Raw genomic sequence first — 19516 nt, forward strand, 5'->3', positions numbered from 1 at the left:
GTCCCGCAGACCCTCGCCCTCGCGCACCGGCGCGTGGTGAACGGCCGGACGACAGCCACGTAGACTGGTGGGCTGTTGTCCGGCCGTTCCTCGTTCGACGTTGTGGAGTCACCCCGCCATGCAGGCAGAACCGAAGAAGTCGCAGGCGGCATCCCTGGTGGGGGAGGAGTACGAGGTCGAGATCGGCCCCGTCGCCCACGGCGGCCACTGCATCGCCCGGACCGAGGCCGGCCAGGTCCTGTTCGTCCGGCACACGCTGCCCGGCGAGCGGGTCGTCGCCCGGGTCACCGAGGGCGAGGAAGGCGCGCGTTTCCTGCGCGCGGACGCCGTACGGATCCTGGAGGCGTCCAAGGACCGCGTCGAGGCGCCCTGCCCCTACGCCGGCCCCGGCCGCTGCGGCGGCTGCGACTGGCAGCACGCCAAGCCGGGCGCCCAGCGCCGGCTCAAGGGCGAGGTGATCGCCGAGCAGCTGCAGCGGCTCGCGGGCCTCACGCCCGAGGAGGCGGGCTGGGACGGCACCGTGATGCCCGCCGAGGGCGACAAGCTGCCGCCCGGCCAGGTGCCGCAGTGGCGCACGCGCGTGCAGTACGCGGTGGACGCCGACGGCAACGCCGGGCTGCGACGCCACCGCTCGCACGAGGTCGAGCCGATCGACCACTGCATGATCGCGGCCCCGGGCGTCAGCGAGCTGGGCATCGAGGAGCGCGACTGGTCGGGTATGGCGTCCGTCGACGCGATCGCCGCCACCGGCTCCCAGGACCGCATGGTGATCCTGGAGCCGCGGCCCGGGGCCCGTCTTCCCCTCGTCGAACTCGACCGGCCCGTCTCCGTCATGCGCGTCGAGGAGCACGACGGCGGCATCCACCGCGTCCACGGCCGCGGCTTCGTACGCGAACGGGCCGACGGCCGCACCCACCGCGTCGGCAGCGGCGGCTTCTGGCAGGTCCACCCGAAGGCCGCGGACACCCTGGTGACGGCGGTCATGCAGGGCCTGCTGCCGCGCAAGGGCGACATGGCGCTCGACCTGTACTGCGGCGTCGGCCTGTTCGCGGGCGCCCTCGCCGACCGCCTCGGTGACAAGGGCGCGGTGCTCGGCATCGAGTCGGGCAAGCGCGCGGTCGAGGACGCCCGGCACAACCTCGCCGACTTCGAACGCGTGCGGATCGAGCAGGGCAAGGTGGAGAGCGTGCTCCCGCGCACCGGGATCACCGAGGTCGACCTGATCGTCCTGGACCCGCCGCGCGCGGGGGCGGGCCGCAAGACGGTCGAGCACCTGACGTCGCTGGGAGCGCGCAAGATCGCGTACGTGGCATGCGACCCGGCCGCGCTGGCCCGCGACCTGGCGTACTTCCGTGACGGCGGCTACCGGGTGCGGACGCTTCGGGCTTTCGATCTGTTTCCGATGACGCATCATGTGGAGTGCGTGGCGATTCTGGAGCCCGTCGCAAAGGGGGCCTGAGCTGCGGTTTTGTTGCTCTGGTGGTTTGCTCGACCTGTTTCCCACCGTGCAGCGGTTCGAGCGGACGGATCGATCCTTGAAGGTTGCCTGACCTGCGACTTCTTGAGGCAGACGGTCGCTTCGGCGGCGCTTTCAGGGGTTCCGTCGAGAAATCTTGACGCTCGACTGACGCTCGCTTCGGGGCTCTGGGCGTTACTGGGGCCATCGCGGGATGATCTCGGTATCTCGCACCACACCGGGTAGCTCAGTTCTCGGAGTTCGAAAGTCAGTAACCGGGTGGGGGCCACCCGCACGGCACCGAGGCACACGACACGGTCGTCCTGGTCGTGGCCGAACTCGCCGCGAACGCCGTCCTCCACGGCCGTGTCCCGGGCGGTGCTTAGCCCCACCCCTTTCCCACGACGAGAGTCTGGGCGTCGTCCGAATCGAGTTGCGACATTCACCCCACCCGGCTGGCGCGATCGGCTCCCGATCCGGACGAGGGCGGATGCCACAGAGTGCTCCTTGTCGATGCGCTCGCCGCCGACTGGGGCGTACGCGACAGCCCCGGCCCGGCAAGACGGTCTGGGCGGAGTGCACGACGGCTCCCCGTTTCATCCGGCCCGTCGGGGCCAGCAGCTATGGCGTTCGGTTGACCGGACGGTCGGCCCCGAAGCCACGCCCAGGGCATTACGGACCTGGGCGTGGCGGTATTACGGTTGCTCTCCGAGCGGTGCCCTGACCGCTTTCGAGGGGGAAACGGTCGTCGCACAGGGCATCGGGGGTGAGGGGAGCCGCCGGGCAGGCGCTGTATGCCGTCAGTTTCGACATCCGGTCCGCCCAGGAGCAGTCGGGCCACGTCTACGAGAGCCTTCGCGGCCATCTCGCCGACTGGCTCGGCCACCACGGACGTGTACCGGCACCGTCGGTGACCGAACTCGACAGGGATGGCCGGGCGGTGCTCGCCGGCAAGATTCCCGGCCATGGTGACTGCACAGTGAGCTGGACCGTGGCGGGCGACGAACTCACCCGCGCCCTGCGCATGACCATCCACCAGCCGCTGTCTACGGGACCGGTTCAGTTTGTCACCCGGGTCACGGTCTCCCAGTCGGGGGAAGGCGGCGGGCTCAGGATCGTCATGGGCAGGGAGATCCCCGACGGCTGGATAGCGCCGGTGCAGGATCCGCCGCTCAAGCGCCCCAACCTGCTGCGGGCGGTGCTCGGCGACGAGCAACTTGAAGTGCGGGTGCTGAGCCAGCTCGCCACGGGGCGATACGAGAGGATCCGGGAGGAGAGTCACGCTGACGTACTCCTCGACGTCCTGGCGCTGCGCACGCGCCTCCCCATTCTCCTGATGCACCCCAGGGACCAGGCGGGATGGAGCGCGGCGGCCGACGCGTCGGGACAACTCGCGGGCCTGGCCCAGGTGGTGACCCTGAACTACGTGACCGCACATGCCGTCCGCCGGGCCCACGAGCAGGTGGCCGTACCCAGCGGTGGCGCCCGGCTGGTCTGGCCCGACCTCGGCCTGGAGCACCCCGCCTACTCACGGGAGGAGGTGTCTCAGACGCCCTTCGTGGAACGGCGGCTGATGCCGTCGCTCGCCCATCTCTCTGTCATCGCCCGCGGCAGTGACACGGCGTGGGAGCGTGCGCGACAGGCGTCGTACCGCGCGGGAGCCCGCAGGGCGGCGGAGCAGTTGTCGCGCGCCCAGGCCGCCGGAGACACGACCGCCGAGCTCGAAGCGCTGCAGAAACGTGTCCGGCAGCTTGAAGAGGACGCCACATCCTGGGAGGACATGGCACAGAGCTGCATGGAGGAACGCGACAAGGCGCGAGACGATGCCGCCACCGCTGAGGCCCTGCGTCAGGACCGGGACTACTGGAAGAACGAGTACGTAAACCTGTCGAAGGGCGGGAGCGGGCAGGCGGCCACATTCGACGCCTGGAGCGAGATCCCTCCTCTGGGAACGGACGCCGTACCCACTTTCGAAGCTCTCGCCAAGGCATCGGAGGAGCACATCGTGTTCACGGCGAGAGCGGCGCGCGCCTGGAAGGACTCCCGCTACCCGTACCCCCAGGAGATGACCGACCGGCTGACCGCCCTCGCGCAGGCTGCGACGGACCTGTACTCCAATTGCGGCAGGATGCCCAGGCTGGCCCAGTGGTTTTACGACAACCACGGACTGAAATTCGCGCCCAACGACGAGAAACTCAGCAAGGACAAGGACAAGCGCTACTTCATGTTCAACGGAAAGCGTTGGGACGGACTGCCGCACATCAAGGTCCGGGACGCCGTCTCGCCCAATGAGGTCGGACGCATCTACTTCGCCCTCGACTCCGAGGAGGAGCGGTTCATCGTGAACCATGTGGGACTGCACCTGTAGCCGGCCCCGGCGGACACCTGGCATCCGTGGGCACTCATGGTGACCACCTCGGTGACTCGCACACTGTGAATCGCTCCGATGACGGAATGAAGGAAGGATTCCAGCACCCCTCGGGAATGGCGTCCCGAGAGCGCCTTCCCGCCTGAGGGGGCGGTCAAGGGGGCTCTGGAGGTCTCTTCCCGAACCAACATCCGCCCCTCTTTTCCCAGCGGTCACGGAACGCGCCGTCCGTGCCCCTCGCGCCCCCCCGTGCGCACTGAGCCGGTCCTTTCGCCTCCAACAAGCTGTGTCTGCGGTGATCCACCGTCCGCGTCCACAGCTTGGAGGGGGACAAGGTGCCGGAGGAGTGGATACGGACTCTCCTGTCGGACTGTGGGTCCGAGTGCAGGGGGCGTCTGCGGGTCAGCGACATGGAGGCGTCCATCAGCTTGCCGGTGGCGAAGCTGGTGGAGACATTCGGGGCGCGCTGGAAGCTGCGTCCTCGCCTTCATCCTGAGTTGGTCGAGCTGCAGCCGGCTAAGAATGAGCTGCTCGACCGTGTTCTCACGTCACCGCTGGTCAGCGTCGCCGATTTGCAGCGTCGGAACGTCCTGCCCGTCCCGGACAGCGCCCGGCGTTCTGCTCCCGCACCACTACAGACCGACCTTATCCCCAAGGTGTCGGCCTGAGTGAGTCCTGCCTGGGGGTCGGGTGTTTCGGCGGTGCGCATCCCGGCCTGGTCGCCGTACTTCTCGACCATGAAAGCCGTCGTCGTCTCCGTTCCGCTTCCCGTCCGTGAAAGGCCGGGGTCTCCGCTCGCCCCGGGCTTCTCCCAGTACGAGATGATTCGTGTTGCTCTCCTGGCTGCGGTGCGGGCGCACCTCGTCCTCAGCCGCGTTCACCCGTCAGGCCACCGGCACGACCGGGGCGGTGACGCGGTCGGCGGCGCCGCCCTGGAGGCGGTCCAGGGTGGCGGCGATCCCTTCGTGGGGCACACCGAGCGGCACCGCGCTGACCTCTGCCAGGCGGGTGTACTGCTCATCGGTCAGCTGGACGTCGAGGGCGCCGAGGTAGCCGTCGAGCTGGGAGAGACTGCGCGGGCCGATGATCGGGACGAGCGTGGCCACGGAGCGGGCGGCGCGCTCGCGTACCCAGGCCACCGCCACCTGGGCGGGCGTCACGCCGGTCTCCTCGGCGATCGCCAGGACGGTGTCGACGACGACGGTCTTCTGGCCGGTGCTCTCGGTGTGGATGACCATGCCCAGGTCGCTCAGGCGCCCCTCGGCGGAGCTGCGGTACTTGCCGGTGAGCAGTCCGCCGCCGAGCGGGGACCACAGCGCTGCGGCGAGCCCGAGACTCTCGGCCATCGGCAGCAGCTCACGGTCGGCGGTGCGCTCGACGAGGCTGTACTCGTGCTGGATGCCCACGATCGGGGCCCAGTTCTTCAGGTCCGCGAGGGTTACCGCGCGCGAGACGCGCCAGGCGGGGAAGTTGGACAGCGCGGCGTGGTGGATCTTGCCGGCGCTCACCAGGTCGTCGAGCCCGCGCAGGAGTTCCTCCATCGGGGTGAGCTCGTCGGGGAAGTGCACCCACAACAGGTCGATGTAGTCGGTCCCCAGGCGCTGCAGGCTGGCCTCGACCGAGGCAACCATGTTCTTGCGGCTGTTTCCGGTCTTGGAGATGTCCGGCTGCGGGGCGGCGCCGAGGGTGAACTTCGTGGCCAGGACGAAGTGGTCGCGGTCGGCGGAGATCAGCTTTCCGGTCAGTTCCTCCGACTCGCCGAACTGATAGCCGTCCGCGCTGTCGAGAAAGGTGCCGCCGGCCTCGGCGAACCGGTCGAACATCCGCCGCGCCTCTTCAGGCTCGGCGCCTGCGCCCCAGCCGGTGCCGAAATTCGCGGTGCCGAGCGCGTACTCGGACACGCGCAGTCCGGTCCGGTGGCCGAAGGTCGTGTAGCGCATGAGATGTCCTTGCCTGAGGTGGGTGAAGGGGGTCGCGCCGGGGTGGAGGGGTGAGCGTCAGCCCGCGTTCGGCTGGGGTGCCGCGGACAGGCTCTGCTTGACGTACCGGCTGGTCTCGTCGGCGAGGATCTCGGGCAGGCCGGTCTCGATGCCGTACAGGGCCTGGGCCGCGACGTCGTCGGCGGCGACCTTCTGGTCGGCGGGCACGTCGGCGGCCATGTCGGTGTCCATGTAGCCGACGTGCAGCGCCGAGACGGAGATGCCGCGGGGCGCCAGCTCCTCACGGGTCGCGTCGCTCAGCGCCCAGGCGGCGGCCTTGGACGCGGCGTAGGAGCCGAGTCCTGCCGGGTGGAACCAAGACAGGGCGGACAGGACGTTGAGTACGGCACCGCCGCCGTTGCCCTCGATCACGGGGGCGAAGGCGCGGGTCGCGGCGAGCGGGCCGAAGAAGTTGGTCTCCATCTCCCGGCGCACCTCAGCCACGTCGCCTCCGATCAGCGTCGCGCCGGTGGAGATGCCCGCGTTGTTGATCAGCAGTGTCGCGTCGGACGCCACGCGCGCGGCCTCTCGTATCGCCGCCTCGTCCGTGACGTCCAGCCGCAGCGGGATGACGCCCGGCACGTCGACCGTCTCGGGCCGTCGGGCCGCGCCGTACACCTTGGCGCCGCGCTCGACGAGCTGGGCGGCCAGGTGCCGCCCCAGGCCCCGGTTGGCGCCGGTGACGACCGCGACCGCGTTCTTCAGTTCCATGCTCGCTCCTGGTCGTGGCGGGCGCCGTCGGCCACCCGCACAGATTAGATTATGAATCCAATCTAAACACGGCTCTATGATAGATGCCAGTCGACATCCAAATGGGAGGTGGTCATGGGCCGCGTATCACAGGCGCAGGCGGAGGAAAATCGCAGGCGGGTGGTGGACACCGCATCCCGGCTGTTCCGGGAGCAGGGCATGCAGGTCAGCGTCGCCGACCTGATGAAGGCAGCCGGTCTGACCCACGGTGCCTTCTACAAGCAGTTTGACTCCAAGGAGGCGCTCGTCGACGAGGCCACCGCCCACGCCTTCGCCGAGCTCGCCCAGCGCTACAGCGCCGGGCTCGCGTGGCACGACGGGCAGCGCGCCGCCGCCCAGCAGGCGCTGATCGACGCATACCTCTCCGTCGAGCACCGCGACGACCCGGCGGACGGCTGCCCGGTCGCCGCGCTCGCCACCGACATCGCGCGCGAGGGCGGGGGGCGCGAGGCCCGTCGCGTCTACGCCGAGGGGGTGGCCGACTTCGCCGGTTTCCTGGCCAGTGACGACCAGGACGGCATCGTCCGCCTCTGCACCCTGTTCGGTGCGCTCGTCCTGTCCCGGGCCACCAAGGGCTCCCCGCTCTCCGGAGAGATCCTCGCCGCCGCGCACGCAGCCTTGACCGAGGCAGGCTGATCAAGGGCGCGGCGCGGGTGCACATCGACCGCGCTCGTGGGCGACGAGGCATCCGCGGTCAGGCGGAGGTTGGGGGGCGGGGGAGGAGGTCGCTGGTGTTGGCTGGAGATCCCTCCCGGCTGCGTGTGCGCGTCTCCTACACCGACACACTCGACGACACCCCGCAGCCCGACACCTTGGAGGAGCCGGAGGGCACGTCCTTGGACGGGCTTCGTGAGGCCCAGCGGTTGGGTTTCGCTCTGTACGGCCTGCACCACGGTGTGCGGACGCGCGAGCCGCGACGGCACGGAGATGTGATGGGTTTGAGGACGGCAAGGCGCCAGGCGGGGATGTCGGCGAGCTCGATCTCGTACCCGCCCCGGCACCAACCCTCATATGTTCCGGCCCGCGTGCCATGGCCGCGCTGCGGAACCTCGCCATCGGGGCGCTTCACCCGCACGGACGCGACGACACCACCGAAGCCACCCGCTGGGCAGCACGACGGGCAGAACACCCGTTCCACATCCTCGGATTCACATCATGATGTGGGAACGGCCGCGCTTGCGGACCACTGCGTGCGGAGCGGGCCGGAATGGTCTGCGCGGTGTTGTCTCGCCGGCGAGACAGACGCAGCATGGGGAGGCCCGCGAGGGTGTTCGTGTGCCGCGACGAAGTTGGTGTCGGCCGCCGTTCGGATGTCGAGTGTCGGATTGTTTGCACAGGAGAGTCATGGCGAACCCAGTTCGAGGATCAGGGAGATGGCCGATGAGTCGCGGCGGAGAGGCGGCGGGCAGGTGACGATCGGCGACGGCGACGGCCTCCTGGCCGTCCGCGGCTATCTCGACGGGCTGATCCGGGCGCGAGTGACCAGCCCGTTCAGCTCCGACGTCCCGTTGGTCTCGCTCGGGTTCGACTCGCTCGCGGCCATCGAGCTGTGGAGCCGGCTGCGGACCGACCTCGGTGTGGACGTCCCGGCCAACGAGCTGCTGGACCTCACCCTGGATGGCCTGACGGCGCGGGTGCGGGCGGAAGGCGGGTCTGTCGCCGCGTCCGCTGCCGGACCGGTTGCCGGCGGACCCGCCGGAGCAGACCTCGACGACGCCTCTCCGGAGGCGGCCGCGCAGCTGCTGGCGACCCTCGACGGCCTGGACGAGGCGGGGATGGAGCGCCTGGCGGCCGGACTCGGACCCGGATCCGAGACAACGCCCGCGGACTGAGCTCGGCCTCCCCGACACGGGCCGTCCATCGTTCGTGCCGGCCGACGGCCTGTGCGGTGATCGAGGCTCTACTGGTGAATCCCGTGATCGATGACCCGCGCGTTGTACGACAGGGACTCTTGGGAATCGCGTCCTCGGCTTGTCGATCACGTGCCTACCGTGCCGGTGAACTCGGCTCGTCGGTCTCCCTCCTGACGATCCCGCTTGGCGCGTCGTCCTGCTCAGGTCATCGACGCTGGAAGTCGCGATCCTGTCAGCCTCGGCGTGCTGCCGTTCCTGCTCCTCTCCCTCCCGGCCGGTGTCGTGATGCCAACGGGAAGCTGGGCACGACGGCGTCGTTCGCAGAATTCGCCGGGCCGTCGATCGGCGGCCGGTGCCGGGCCCGAGCCAGTCACCGCCGTGGCTTGACCGACCAAATACACATCCCGTTGTGGAGCCTCGATGAGTTCCTCCTCTGTCTTCCTGAGCGGACCGCAATACGTGCTGGGGGAGATCGCGTCGCACCATAGCGAGACTCCGGATCTGGAGGCGCGGGCCGGTGAACTAGGGGTGCCGTACGCCCCGGAGCTCTGGGGCTGGGGCCACGTGCACCGGAGCCACAAGTCGCTGGAGGACCTGGCGGTCGAGGCGGGCAGGGCGACTCTCCGCGCCGCCGGCGTCGACCCCTCCTCCGTCGACGCGCTGGTGCTGTGCTGCACCAGTTTTCCAGGGGGGCCGGACAGTCACGGCGGTTTCGTGCGGACCATCTCGGAGGGGTTGGGAATGCGTGAGGCCGACTTCCTCGGCATCACGCTCGACCGATGCACGAACCTGCTGGCGGGCCTGCGAGTCGCCGAGGCCTTCGTAGCTGCCGGAACTCATCGGCGGGTCCTGGTCGTCACCACCGATCGAGTCACCGCCGAGGCGGAAAGACTCGCCAAGTTCGCCCTGTTCAGCGATGGCGCGGCCGGTGTGCTGGTGTCGGACACCGACGGGGAGTACGAGATCGTCGCAAGTGCCGCAGCGCACGAGATGAAGGACCTGGACTGGTCGAACCAGATCAGTCCGGACCTCTCCCGCCGTGTGAACACGCAGCTGATGAAACGTGCATCCATAGGAATCGACCAGGTCGACATCGTCATGCACGCCAATATCTTCGAAGCCATCATCGTCATGAAAGAGCTTCAGGCGGGATTTGCCGCAGCGCAGCTGTATACGGACAACATCTCACGGGTAGGCCACTGCTTCGCCGCTGACCCGATCATCAACCTGACGGACCTCGCGGCAGCCGGCCGCCTTCGCGACAACGGGCACTACCTTCTGGCCGCCTCGGTTCCGGGGGTACGGTACGGGGTTCTGCTTTGCAAGCAGACGCGCTAGCACTCGAACCGGCATCATCGGAATGGTCGTTGCGGGGGCGTGTCTCGCTGGCGAGACACGCGTCGGCCGATAGGTCGCAGCAGGCTCATGGCGAAGTGGCAGGCGGAGCGCGGATCCTGCGGTCGTAGGTGTCCGACACCAGACGATCATCAGGTTCCGTGTCTTCTTGCCGAATCCCCGCCACCAGGTGCTCAACCGGCATCGGTGATTAGAAGATGCGCTTAGTGATCCACGATTTCGCCGTCTGTCATGCCCGAGAATCCACGGCCATCGTCGTTTCCTGATGGGAGGGCGCCCTTCATGGCGCCGATATCGGCGTGGTGCCGCGAGAGGGCGGCGGATCTGGCGGGGACAAGCCTCGGTCGCGTACGTTTCATCGAGCATCGCCTGATCAAAGTGCCGCCGGGGTCGCGGCCGTCTCAACCGATGCTGACCTGCGGATTTGAAAGGGCGACATGACTTACGCGCTGCTCGGTGGTCTCGATGAGGACATACTGGCGTTGCCGTTCTACGAGGAGCAGCACCGCACGTTGGCCGTGGAGCTCGCCGATTGGTGCGCCGGCCATTCCGGCCTGTGGTCACGTCCTCTGGAGCAGACCCCGGAGAAGGCCGGCAGGGAAATTCTGAGTGCGCTTGGCTCCGCCGGATGGCTGGGATTCCTCGATCCCGCGAACGGGTCCGCCGCCGGTGACCACCGCTCAATCTGTCTGGCCAGGGAAATCCTTGCGTACAACGACGATCTGGCGGACTTCGCCTTCTCCATCCAAGCGCTGTCGGCGACCCCGATCGTCCGATACGGAAACAGTGAGCAGCAGCTGGAGTATCTGCCGCGCATGGCGTCGGGCGAGGTGACGGGATCGTTTGCGATCTCGGAGGAGGAGGCCGGCTCCGACATCTCGGCAGTCGGTCTGACCGCCGACCGAGTCTCCGACGGCTATCTGTTGAACGGCCGAAAGGCCTGGATCGCCAATGCCGGCATCGCGGATTTGCACTGCGTGATCGCGCGAACGGGTGGGGGACCCGGTGCGCTCGGGCTCACGGCGTTTCTGGTGCCGGCGCGCACGCCTGGAGTCCGGGTGCTGGAGGAGGTGCGGTTGGTTGCTCCGCGCTCGTTCGGACACCTGGCCTTCGAGGACTGCCTGGTCCCAGAATCGAGCGTACTCGGAGGCCCCGGACAGGGGTTCGTGGTCGCGACGGACCTGCTGGAGCGATTCCGGATGACGGTGGGGGCGGCCGCGGTGGGGTTTGCGCGGCGCGCTTTCGACTCGGCAGTCCAGCGGGCCCGTGAGCGGCGGATCCACGGCGGCAAGCTGATGGACCTTCAGCTGGTGAAGGGTGCGCTCGCCGACATGGAAATAAAGCTGAACTATTCTGCGATGTTGGTCGCGCGGGCTGCGTGGGAGCTCGACCACGGGAACCCCGGCTACGCGAAGCACTCGAGTATCGCCAAGTTGGCCGCCACCGAGGCCGCGCAGGAGATCGTCGACGCTGCCGTCCAGGTCCACGGGGCAGCCGGCCTGGTTGCCGACAGCGTCCCCGAGCGCTTGTACCGGCAGGTCAGGTCCCTGCGTATCTACGAGGGAGCGTCCGAGGTCCAGAAGCTGATCATCGCGGACGCGCTGGGACGACGGCCGCACGCGGGCCGATCCCGAGCGGCATCCGGACGCAGTGCAAGTCGAGTGGAGCGCTGACTTGTCGTCCCCTGTCGTAGCGGTGACACGGGCAGATCCGTACCCGTGGATCCTGGCTCGCACCGGCTGCCGGGCGCGGAAAGACATCCGATGCATACACGGGGAGAGCCATGAGTGACGAACAGCACTACGAGTGTGTCGGCATAGGCGTCGGCCCTGCGAACCTGAGTCTTGCATCTCTGTTGCACGGTCGTCCGGGACTGCCGAACCTCTTCCTTGAGAAGCGTGAGGTGTTCAGTTGGCATGATGGACAGCAGATCCCCGATGCGACCCTCCAGGTGTCCATTTTCAAGGATCTGGTGAGTCTGTCGGACCCGACCAGTCCCTTCTCGTTCCTGTCCTACCTGAAGGACAAAGGGCGGATCTACCACTTCATCAACGCTCAGTTCGGCGAGGTGCCGCGGCAGGAGTTCCGCAACTACCTGGAATGGGCGAGCCGGCGCAACCAGAACGTGGTGTTCGGCGAGGAGGTCGTGTCCGTCGACTTCGACGGCACATTCGTTCTGCGCACCAACCGACGCACTGTCACGGCGAACAACGTGTCCATCGGCATCGGCAGACATGCCTGGGTGCCGCCGGTGGCCCGTGACCACCTCGGCCTCACTCAGTTCCACATCAGCGAATTCGTGCCTCTCAGCCGCGACTTGGCGGGGAAGAGGGTCTGCGTGGTCGGCGGCGGCCAGTCGGGCGCAGAGGCGTTCCTCGACCTCATCTCGCGTCCGTCCGCTGAGCGACCGCGCCGGGTCTCGTGGGTGTCACGCCGCCACAACTTCTACCCCATCGACGACTCGCCCTTCACCAACGACTTCTACATGCCCGGCTATTCGGACTACTTCTCCAGGCTGGACCAGGGGACGCGCGAATCGCTCAACCGGGAGCACGTCCTCACCAGTGACGGCATCTCCGAGGGCACACTCCGCGAGATCTACCAGCGCATCTACGCCGAGCGGTTCATCCACGGCAACACCGACCTGGTCTCGCTGTACCCGAACCGGAACGTGATCGCGGTCTCCGCCTCCGACAACGCGTGGTCGTTGAAGCTGTACAACGGCAACCATCCGGCGGTCCTCGGGCAGGTCGACGCCGACGTGGTGGTCTGGGCGACCGGATTTCGCACCGTGACGCCCGACTTCCTCGCGCCGATCGCGGACCGACTCGAGCGTGAGGGCGACGAGTACCGGATCGACAGTGATTTCGCCGTGAAGTGGGACGGTCCTTCGAACCGAAGCATCTTCCTCCAGAACGCGGCTCTGGGACAGCGCGGACTCGCGGACAAGAACCTCAGCCTGCTTGCCTGGCGGAGCCAGCGGATCATCGACCGCGTTCGATGTGTGCGCAGTGACGATCCGGTTCCTTCGTTCATCGAATGGTCGGCGAAGCTCAGCCCGGACGAGAGCGTGGGGTGAGCCATGACGCATGTCGACTTCGCAATCGTCGGTGGCGGCGTCATCGGCTGCATGATCGCGCGGGAGTTGGTGCTACGGGCTCCGCACGCTTCCGTGTTGGTGCTCGAAAGGGATGCCGTCGGCTCCGGAGCCAGTCGCCGGTCGGCCGGTCTGCATTTCCCTCGTGGTGCGACGGAGCGTGTGCGCCGCATGGCCCGCTACAGCCAGGCCTACTACAGGGCCCTGCTCGACGCTGATCCGGCGTTGCCCATTCATCCGGTTCCCATGCTGGTGGTGTCCGACCGTGCCACCGTGGACCTGGTGGAGCCCGCCTATCTTGACGAGGCTGGACTGTCCCGCGTGGACGCGTTGCCGGACTGGCTGCCACCACTGTCGGACGAGACGGCGGCTTGGACGGGCGAGGGCTGCCAGTACGCCGATGTCGGGGCGTTGACCCGAGCATTGGCCCGGTCCCTGCGGCCACGGACGAGTTTCAGGGAAGGGGTCTGCGTCGACTCCCTGGACCGGGTCGGGAGCGGCTACGAACTCGGGCTCGGCACAGGAGAACGCGTCACGGCCGACTCGGTCGTGCTCGCACCCGGCCCGTGGCTGGCCGCACCAGCCTGGCGGGAACGGCTCACCCCCCTGGACGTCAGGGTGAAGAAGATCGTCGCGCTGCACATCGAACAGCCGCCCGCGGCAGAGGACGGAGTCGTCGTCTTCCACGACGAGGACGCGTTTCTGCTCCCGCTGCACGAGCAGAGGCGTTGGCTCTTCAGCCACACCAGTCGGATCTGGGACGTCGACCCCGACCGGCTCACCGGCAGTGTCTCCCCGTCGGACCTGGCCGAGGCCCGCGAGGTGCTGATCAGCCGCGCCCCCCGCCTGGCCGACTCCGCCCGCAGCGGAAGGGTGTTCTGCGACGCGTACAGCGCAGATCGGGAGCCGCTGGTACGCGCTCTGGACGAGGAGGGCCGACTGGTGTTCGCGGGTTCCGCCAACGGCTCCGGCTACAGGCTCGCACCCGCCATCGCCGCAGAGGCGGCGGACCTGCTCCGTACAGCCGTTGAGAACGTTTCCGACCAAGGGAGCCACCGATGAACGTGAGCGTCTTTTCCACGGAGGAACTGCACCAGGCATTCGGCATCGAGATGAGCTCCGTGGAGAAGATGAGCGCCGGAGCCGGCTGGGGCCGGGTCGCTCCGGGCGTCACCTCCGATCCACACCAGCACGACGAGATCGAGATGTTCGTCGTCGTCGCCGGAGCCGGATGGGTGGCCTTCGATGGTCGGCGTGTCCGGGTGGAGCCGGGAACGGTGTGCCAGTTCGAGCCCTTCGAGACACACGTCGTCGAGAACGACGGAGACGTCGACCTGGTCTTCTTCGACCTGTACTGGCGCGACCCGGTGCGCGCCGCCCAGGCCGCAGCGGCAGGCGGTACACGCCGCCGGTTCCACGAGAGGCCGGTCTTCGTCTTCTCGACCCCGCCCACTCCCAACGGCGACCTCCACCTCGGTCACCTGTCCGGTCCCTACCTGGGAGCTGACGCCTACGTCCGGTTCCAACGCATGCAGGGCACCGAGGCATGGCACCTGACCGGGAGCGACGACTTCCAGAGCTACGTGGTCGACCGCGCCCGCCGTGAGGAGCGCGAACCGGCGCGTACCGCCGAGCACTACAGTGCCGAGATCGCCGCGACGCTCCGTCTGATGGACATCGAGGTCGACCAGTACACGGTGACCAACGAGGACCCCGGCTACCGGGACGGTCTACGCGGATACTTCTCGAAGCTGGTCGACTCGGGGGCGGTCACCGTCCAGCAGACGGCTGCCCTGGTGGACGACGAGACGGGCGCCTACCTCTACGAGGTGGACGTCTCGGGCGGCTGTCCCGGATGCGGGGGCGGCACCAGCGGCAACATCTGCGAAGAGTGCGGCGAACCGAATGTCTGCGTCGACCTGGTCAACCCGCGCAGCAGCCGGTCGGAGGCGCCGCCGAAGCAGCAACCTGTCGCACGCTTCGTCCTGCCCCTCCACGAGTTCGGCAGCGAGGTCGCCGATCACCACCGTCTCGGTCGGGTCCCGGCCCGACTCCGCGAACTGGCGGACCGGGTGTTCGCGCGTACCAGGCTCGACATTCCCGTGACCCACCCTTCGGACTGGGGCGTCGCGCCCGCGGATACGACAGTGGACGGGCAGGTGATCTGGGTCTGGCCCGAGATGTCCTACGGCTTTCTCCACGGCATCGAGGCCCTCGGCGGCCGTCTGGGCCGTGACTGGCAAGCCGTGACTCCCGAACAGGACTGGAAGTTCGTCCACTTCTTCGGCTACGACAACAGCTTCTACCATGCCGTGCTCTACCCGGCTCTCTACCGGTTGGCGTACCCGCAGTGGAATCCCGATGTCGATTACCACGTCAATGAGTTCTACCTGTTGGAGGACGGCAAGTTCTCCACCAGCAGGCGCCATGCCATCTGGGGCAAGCAGATCCTGCGACCGCAGACCGTGGACGCGGTGCGCTACTACCTGGCGCTCACGCGTCCGGAACGGCGACGGACGAACTTCGAACTCGAGGCGTACACGGAGACCGTCCAGCGGGTCCTGGTGGACGGCTGGCAGGGTTGGCTGAACGACCTGGGCGCGCGGGTCGCCGGGCAGTACGGCGGGATCGCCCCCGACGCCGGTGTCTGGACTCCTGAGCACACGGCGTTCCTCAACCGCCTGGGAGTACGGCTCGCCGCTGTCGCCGACAGCTTCGGACAGGACGGATTCTCGCTGAACCGTGCGGCCGCCGAATTGGACGGGATCGTCGACGACACTCGGCGGTTCGCTGAAGCAGAGGCACGGACCGCGCTGATCGCCGATTGGAAGGACGAGGCCCGAACGGCCATCGCGCTGGAACTGGCCGCGGCACAACTGTTGGCCCGCGCGGCCACGCCGATCATGCCTCGATTCGCCGCCCGACTCGCCCAGGCGCTGGGGACGACCGACCTCTCGTCCTGGCCTTCCCAGGTCGAGCTGGTCGCGGCCGGCACCCGGATCGACCTCGAACAACAGTCCTACTTCGAGGCCCTGCCGTCGGACTGGTCGCTCGCCGAGGGAGCCACGCGATGACGGACTCTGTGATCAACCGCTTGGTGGCGGGGCCGCCGGCTCCCGGCCACCGGATCTCCTTCATCCGGCTCGGCAGTCACAGGACGCTGGACCTGACCGAACTCTACGAACAGTCAGGCCATGTCGCCGCCTACCTGCGGAGCCTCGGCGTCGAGTCCGGGGACCGCATCGGAATCCTGGCGGCCAACAGCCTCGAATGGGTTCTGTTGGACCTTGCCGCGCTGCGGCTCAAGGTTGTGGTCGCGGGTTTCGAGCCGGGCAAGTTCACCGATGCCGGAGAGCTGTTGGCACGCTACGGGCTCACGGTTGTGTTCACCGACCGGGACGTGCCGGCGGACGCGCCGGCGACTGTCCGCACTTTCACCGAAGTCGCCGAGGCTGCGAGGCAGGCATGGCCGGAGCCGCCCGGGCCCGTCGTGTACGAGCCCGAGGACGTGACGACGATCAAGTTCACCTCCGGCAGCACCGGTGCGCCGAAGGGACTCGGGGCCACGGTCGGCAGCATCGACGCGTCGATCCAGGCTGTGCAGGAGATCTTCGAGCACCGGGGAGACGACAATCTCTTCGTCTTCCTTCCGCTGTCGCTGCTGCAGCAGCGGTACTGGCTCTACTCCGCCCTGTGCTTCGGCCACGATGCGACGGTCACCACGTACGAGGCGGCCTTCGCCGCACTGGGAACGGCCCGGCCGACCGTGGTGATGGGCGTGCCGGCGTTCTTCGAGGCCGCCAGGCAGCAGATCAGCCAGGATGCCGCTCGCATGGACGGCGTCGCGCCGGAGGAGGCTCGCCGCGCGGCCGCGCGGCGGCTGTTCGGCGATCGGATCCGCTACCTGTGGACGGGATCGGCGCCGGCGGACAGGGGGGTACTGCGCTACCTCACCGACGCGGGCCTTCCCATCTACGAGGGCTACGGGCTGAACGAGACGTGCATCGTCAGCAAGAACCATCCCGGTGCTCACCGGGAGGGCAGCGCGGGGAGGGTACTGCGGGGGAAGGAGGTGCTGTTCGACGAGGACGGCGTGATCCTCGTACGAAGCGAGCATCCGGTGAACCAGCGCTACGAGTTCGCCGAGCCCGGTGACTCCGAGCGGATGTTCGTCGCGGACGGGGTGGTGCGCACCGGTGACCTCGGTTACGTGGACGAGGACGGCTTCCTGTTCATCCAGGGGCGCGCCGACGACGTCATCGTGCTCGGGAACGGCAAGAAGGTGATCGTCCGGCGGATCGAGGAGCACATGCGGACGAGTCCGGCGATCGAGGAGTGCGTGGTGTTCTGCCCCGCGCAGACGTCACTGGTGGCGGTGGTCTCGCCTTCCTCCGACACGGCCGACCTCGAGGCGATCGCCGAACAACTGGCCCGCACCAACGCCTCGTTCGGCCCTGATGAACAGATTCGCAAGGTCGTGGTCGCGAGCCCGCGGCCCAGTATCGCCAACGGAATGCTCACTTCGCAGTTCAAGCCGAAACGGCAGGCCATTTTCGCTGCCTTCCAGTCGGAGATCACGAACAACCAGGACGGTATCCATGCCCAGTGACGTCGAGACCATCGCGCGGGAGAACCTGTCGGCCGCGCTCCAGCCGGCCGCGGATCCGCACGAGATCGAACCAGACCTCGAGTTGACCGACTACGGCTTGACCTCGTTGCAGAAGGTCCTGTTCCTGACTCGGCTCTGCGAGGACCTCGCGGTCGACCTCGCGAATCTGACCGAGCGCGACGTCGCAGAGATGCGCACGCTCCACGACGTCGTCGACACACTGTCACGCTACGCCGGAAAGGCTTCCTAGAGTGAGTTGGGCAGAGCTGGCCGCGGCCACGCTGGAGAATGACCACGTGAGGCTGCGTCCGATCAGTCCCGAGGACCGCGAGTCGATCCACGACATCGCGATGGACCCGGTGATCTGGCGCTACTTCGTGAGCCTGGTCGAGACGGAGGAGGACTTCGACGCCTTCTTCCAGGGCATGGTCGCCGACCACGCGGCAGGCAGGCGTGTGGTCTTCCACATCACCGACAAGACGACGGGGCGATGCGCGGGGAGCATGAGCTTCGGCAACCTCTCCGAGGCGGACTCGCGCCTGGAGATCGGCTGGTCCTGGTTGGGCGTCGACTTCCAGGGCCGCGGCATCAACCGCTGGGCCAAGTACCTCTTGCTCGAGCACGCCTTCGAGAACCTGGGCGCCGAGCGCGTGGAGTTCAAGACGGACCAGCTCAACGCGCAGGCCCGACGGGGCCTGCGCAACATCGGCGCCCTGGAGGAGGGCGTCCTTCGCAGCTTCAACCCGATGCCGGGCGGCAGGCGCCGGGACGCTGTCTACTACAGCGTGTTGCGCGGTGAGTGGTCGTGGCTCAAGGACGAGCTGGCCACCCACGCGAAGGTGACCCGTCAGGGCACGGCGGTGTGACCGGCGGAGCGGGCGTCACCCATCTGCATCTCCGCGGCGATCCCTATGAGGTCGGCCGACAGCACGGGGCGGCTCTCGCCGGTCCGCTGCGCGGCTTCGTCGACGACTCGCTCTGTCGCCTCAACCTGCTTCTGGACGAACCGGTCACGACGGCCGGGCTCGAACCGGTGCTGTCCGCGTTCGACAAGGTGATCACGGCAGAGCTGCCACGGCTGGCCGAGGAGATCACCGGACTCGCCGACGGGATCGGAATCCACCGCGACCAGGCGCTGCTGCTGCAACTGCGCCGGGAGATCCTGGGCTACCGGAGGATCCCGGCGCGAGGCGACTGCACCACCTACGCCAAGGCCGGTTCCCATCCGGTCCTGGCCCAGACGGTGGACCTCAACGGCGACCTGGACGATCAGATCAGCGTCCTCGACGTCCGACTCACAGGTTCCCCGCGCCGGGCCCTGGTGCTCAGTTTCGCGGGCCTGCTCGGCTATCTGGGGGTCAACAGCGACGGCCTGGCCGTGGGCCTCAACCTGGTCCTCGGCGGCGACTGGAAACCCGGAGTCCCGCCGTACCTGGCCATTCGCCACGTGTTGGACTCCGCTGCCACCGTCGATGAGGCGGTCGAGTGCCTCCGCGGTCTCCCGTTGGCCAGCTCACGGTCGTTCATGCTCTGCGACGCGGGCAAAGCGGTCTGGGTGGAGGCTCTGGACGGCCGGTTCCGGTGCCTCGAAGCCCAACAGGCCGAGCACACCAACCACTTCCTCCACCCCGAGTTCGAACCCTTCGACGAGATCAACGTCTTCGCGCGGAACTCCTCACGCCGAAGGCTGGAGGCGTGCCGCGCCGGTCTCGCCGCGATGGCACCGGCCGCAGGGGTGGAGGAGCATTTCGCTCTGCTCTCGGTCCCTCCCATCCGAGTTGTCGGAACCGGTGACATCCGGTACGAGCGCACCGTCGCTGCTGCCGTCGCACTGCCGGGGAGCGGCCAGTTGTACATCAGGCCGGGTGATCCCGCCACATCTGTCACCAGGGAGTTCACCTTTACGGACCCGGACTGCTGCACTGCCGGCATTCCCCGAGCGGGCGCAGACGATGCGGGGTGACGTCGAGGGTGCCGAGATGCCGGTCCCTGCTCGGCGGACCTGGGCGAGGACCCGCACGCCGCAGTCGGCGCAGCACCGCCAGGCG

16 protein-coding genes are annotated in these 19516 nt (G+C 68.1%); 14 read left to right on the forward strand and 2 right to left on the reverse strand.

The genetic code is table 11. The annotated features are described in order from the left end of the window. Positions 1–118: 118 nt before the first annotated feature. The 3 genes from ACZ7DE_RS27705 (at position 119) to ACZ7DE_RS27715 (ending at position 4492) form a co-directional block, all read left to right on the forward strand. Complete coding sequence (locus ACZ7DE_RS27705) at positions 119–1459, forward strand: class I SAM-dependent RNA methyltransferase (RefSeq protein WP_470765744.1); 1341 nt, start codon at positions 119–121, stop codon at positions 1457–1459. Positions 1460–2222: 763 nt separating this feature from the next. Then, entirely contained in the window at positions 2223–3824 is a 1602-nt protein-coding gene (locus ACZ7DE_RS27710; protein WP_470765745.1) for a tropomyosin, read from the forward strand. 410 nt (positions 3825–4234) lie between these two features. Beyond that, the gene (locus ACZ7DE_RS27715; protein WP_470765746.1) at positions 4235–4492 is read left to right on the forward strand and encodes a hypothetical protein; all 258 of its coding nucleotides are present in this window, start codon (positions 4235–4237) and stop codon (positions 4490–4492) included. A gap of 216 nt (positions 4493–4708) precedes the next feature. On the opposite strand, the gene ACZ7DE_RS27720 is transcribed toward ACZ7DE_RS27715, so the two are convergent. Both ACZ7DE_RS27720 and ACZ7DE_RS27725 read right to left on the reverse strand, forming a co-directional pair. Further along, positions 4709–5764, reverse strand: a complete 1056-nt coding sequence (locus tag ACZ7DE_RS27720) for an aldo/keto reductase (RefSeq protein ID WP_470765747.1) — start codon at positions 5762–5764, stop codon at positions 4709–4711. A 57-nt stretch (positions 5765–5821) separates the two neighbouring features. Further along, the gene (locus ACZ7DE_RS27725) at positions 5822–6514 is read right to left on the reverse strand and encodes an SDR family oxidoreductase (RefSeq protein WP_470765749.1); all 693 of its coding nucleotides are present in this window, start codon (positions 6512–6514) and stop codon (positions 5822–5824) included. Positions 6515–6628: 114 nt separating this feature from the next. On the opposite strand from ACZ7DE_RS27725, the gene ACZ7DE_RS27730 reads away from it, so the two are divergent. The 11 genes from ACZ7DE_RS27730 (at position 6629) to ACZ7DE_RS27780 (ending at position 19431) form a co-directional block, all read left to right on the forward strand. Beyond that, on the forward strand, positions 6629–7189 hold the full coding sequence (locus ACZ7DE_RS27730; RefSeq protein WP_470765751.1) for a TetR/AcrR family transcriptional regulator: 561 nt from the start codon (positions 6629–6631) through the stop codon (positions 7187–7189). 737 nt (positions 7190–7926) lie between these two features. Next, positions 7927–8385, forward strand: coding sequence for an acyl carrier protein (locus ACZ7DE_RS27735; RefSeq protein ID WP_470765753.1), 459 nt, complete (start codon positions 7927–7929; stop codon positions 8383–8385). Between the two features lie 441 nt (positions 8386–8826). Next, entirely contained in the window at positions 8827–9744 is a 918-nt protein-coding gene (locus ACZ7DE_RS27740; RefSeq protein WP_470765755.1) for a 3-oxoacyl-ACP synthase, read from the forward strand. Positions 9745–10199: 455 nt separating this feature from the next. Beyond that, complete coding sequence (locus ACZ7DE_RS27745; protein WP_470765758.1) at positions 10200–11435, forward strand: acyl-CoA dehydrogenase family protein; 1236 nt, start codon at positions 10200–10202, stop codon at positions 11433–11435. Between the two features lie 110 nt (positions 11436–11545). Further along, a complete protein-coding gene (locus ACZ7DE_RS27750) occupies positions 11546–12841 on the forward strand; it encodes a lysine N(6)-hydroxylase/L-ornithine N(5)-oxygenase family protein (protein ID WP_470765761.1) in 1296 nt (431 codons plus the stop codon). Between the two features lie 3 nt (positions 12842–12844). Next, on the forward strand, positions 12845–13921 hold the full coding sequence (locus ACZ7DE_RS27755; protein WP_470765763.1) for an NAD(P)/FAD-dependent oxidoreductase: 1077 nt from the start codon (positions 12845–12847) through the stop codon (positions 13919–13921). Then, complete coding sequence (locus ACZ7DE_RS27760) at positions 13918–15933, forward strand: class I tRNA ligase family protein (protein ID WP_470765765.1); 2016 nt, start codon at positions 13918–13920, stop codon at positions 15931–15933. The genes ACZ7DE_RS27755 and ACZ7DE_RS27760 overlap by 4 nt, the downstream gene beginning before the upstream one ends. Next, complete coding sequence (locus tag ACZ7DE_RS27765) at positions 15930–17468, forward strand: AMP-binding protein (RefSeq protein ID WP_470765767.1); 1539 nt, start codon at positions 15930–15932, stop codon at positions 17466–17468. The genes ACZ7DE_RS27760 and ACZ7DE_RS27765 overlap by 4 nt, the downstream gene beginning before the upstream one ends. After that, positions 17458–17718, forward strand: a complete 261-nt coding sequence (locus tag ACZ7DE_RS27770) for a phosphopantetheine-binding protein (protein WP_470765769.1) — start codon at positions 17458–17460, stop codon at positions 17716–17718. The genes ACZ7DE_RS27765 and ACZ7DE_RS27770 overlap by 11 nt, the downstream gene beginning before the upstream one ends. A 1-nt stretch (position 17719) precedes the next feature. Further along, positions 17720–18334 (forward strand): GNAT family N-acetyltransferase, encoded by a 615-nt coding sequence (locus tag ACZ7DE_RS27775; RefSeq protein WP_470765771.1) that lies wholly within the window; start codon positions 17720–17722, stop codon positions 18332–18334. Continuing rightward, entirely contained in the window at positions 18331–19431 is a 1101-nt protein-coding gene (locus ACZ7DE_RS27780; RefSeq protein WP_470765773.1) for a C45 family autoproteolytic acyltransferase/hydolase, read from the forward strand. Before ACZ7DE_RS27775 ends, ACZ7DE_RS27780 begins: the two co-directional genes overlap by 4 nt. Positions 19432–19516 lie beyond the last annotated feature (85 nt).

The sequence above is a fragment of the Streptomyces sp. NPDC037083 genome (assembly GCF_055606485.1).

What these genes read in the sequence shown, in the direction of transcription:
- ACZ7DE_RS27705 (WP_470765744.1), top strand. Translation starts at nt 119, where the DNA reads ATGCAGGCAGAACCGAAGAAGTCGCAGGCGGCATCCCTGGTGGGGGAG.
- ACZ7DE_RS27715 (WP_470765746.1), top strand. Translation starts at nt 4,235, where the DNA reads ATGGAGGCGTCCATCAGCTTGCCGGTGGCGAAGCTGGTGGAGACATTC.
- ACZ7DE_RS27720 (WP_470765747.1), bottom strand. Translation starts at nt 5,764, where the DNA reads ATGCGCTACACGACCTTCGGCCACCGGACCGGACTGCGCGTGTCCGAG.
- ACZ7DE_RS27725 (WP_470765749.1), bottom strand. Translation starts at nt 6,514, where the DNA reads ATGGAACTGAAGAACGCGGTCGCGGTCGTCACCGGCGCCAACCGGGGC.
- ACZ7DE_RS27730 (WP_470765751.1), top strand. Translation starts at nt 6,629, where the DNA reads ATGGGCCGCGTATCACAGGCGCAGGCGGAGGAAAATCGCAGGCGGGTG.
- ACZ7DE_RS27735 (WP_470765753.1), top strand. Translation starts at nt 7,927, where the DNA reads ATGGCCGATGAGTCGCGGCGGAGAGGCGGCGGGCAGGTGACGATCGGC.
- ACZ7DE_RS27740 (WP_470765755.1), top strand. Translation starts at nt 8,827, where the DNA reads ATGAGTTCCTCCTCTGTCTTCCTGAGCGGACCGCAATACGTGCTGGGG.
- ACZ7DE_RS27745 (WP_470765758.1), top strand. Translation starts at nt 10,200, where the DNA reads ATGACTTACGCGCTGCTCGGTGGTCTCGATGAGGACATACTGGCGTTG.
- ACZ7DE_RS27750 (WP_470765761.1), top strand. Translation starts at nt 11,546, where the DNA reads ATGAGTGACGAACAGCACTACGAGTGTGTCGGCATAGGCGTCGGCCCT.
- ACZ7DE_RS27755 (WP_470765763.1), top strand. Translation starts at nt 12,845, where the DNA reads ATGACGCATGTCGACTTCGCAATCGTCGGTGGCGGCGTCATCGGCTGC.
- ACZ7DE_RS27760 (WP_470765765.1), top strand. Translation starts at nt 13,918, where the DNA reads ATGAACGTGAGCGTCTTTTCCACGGAGGAACTGCACCAGGCATTCGGC.
- ACZ7DE_RS27765 (WP_470765767.1), top strand. Translation starts at nt 15,930, where the DNA reads ATGACGGACTCTGTGATCAACCGCTTGGTGGCGGGGCCGCCGGCTCCC.
- ACZ7DE_RS27770 (WP_470765769.1), top strand. Translation starts at nt 17,458, where the DNA reads ATGCCCAGTGACGTCGAGACCATCGCGCGGGAGAACCTGTCGGCCGCG.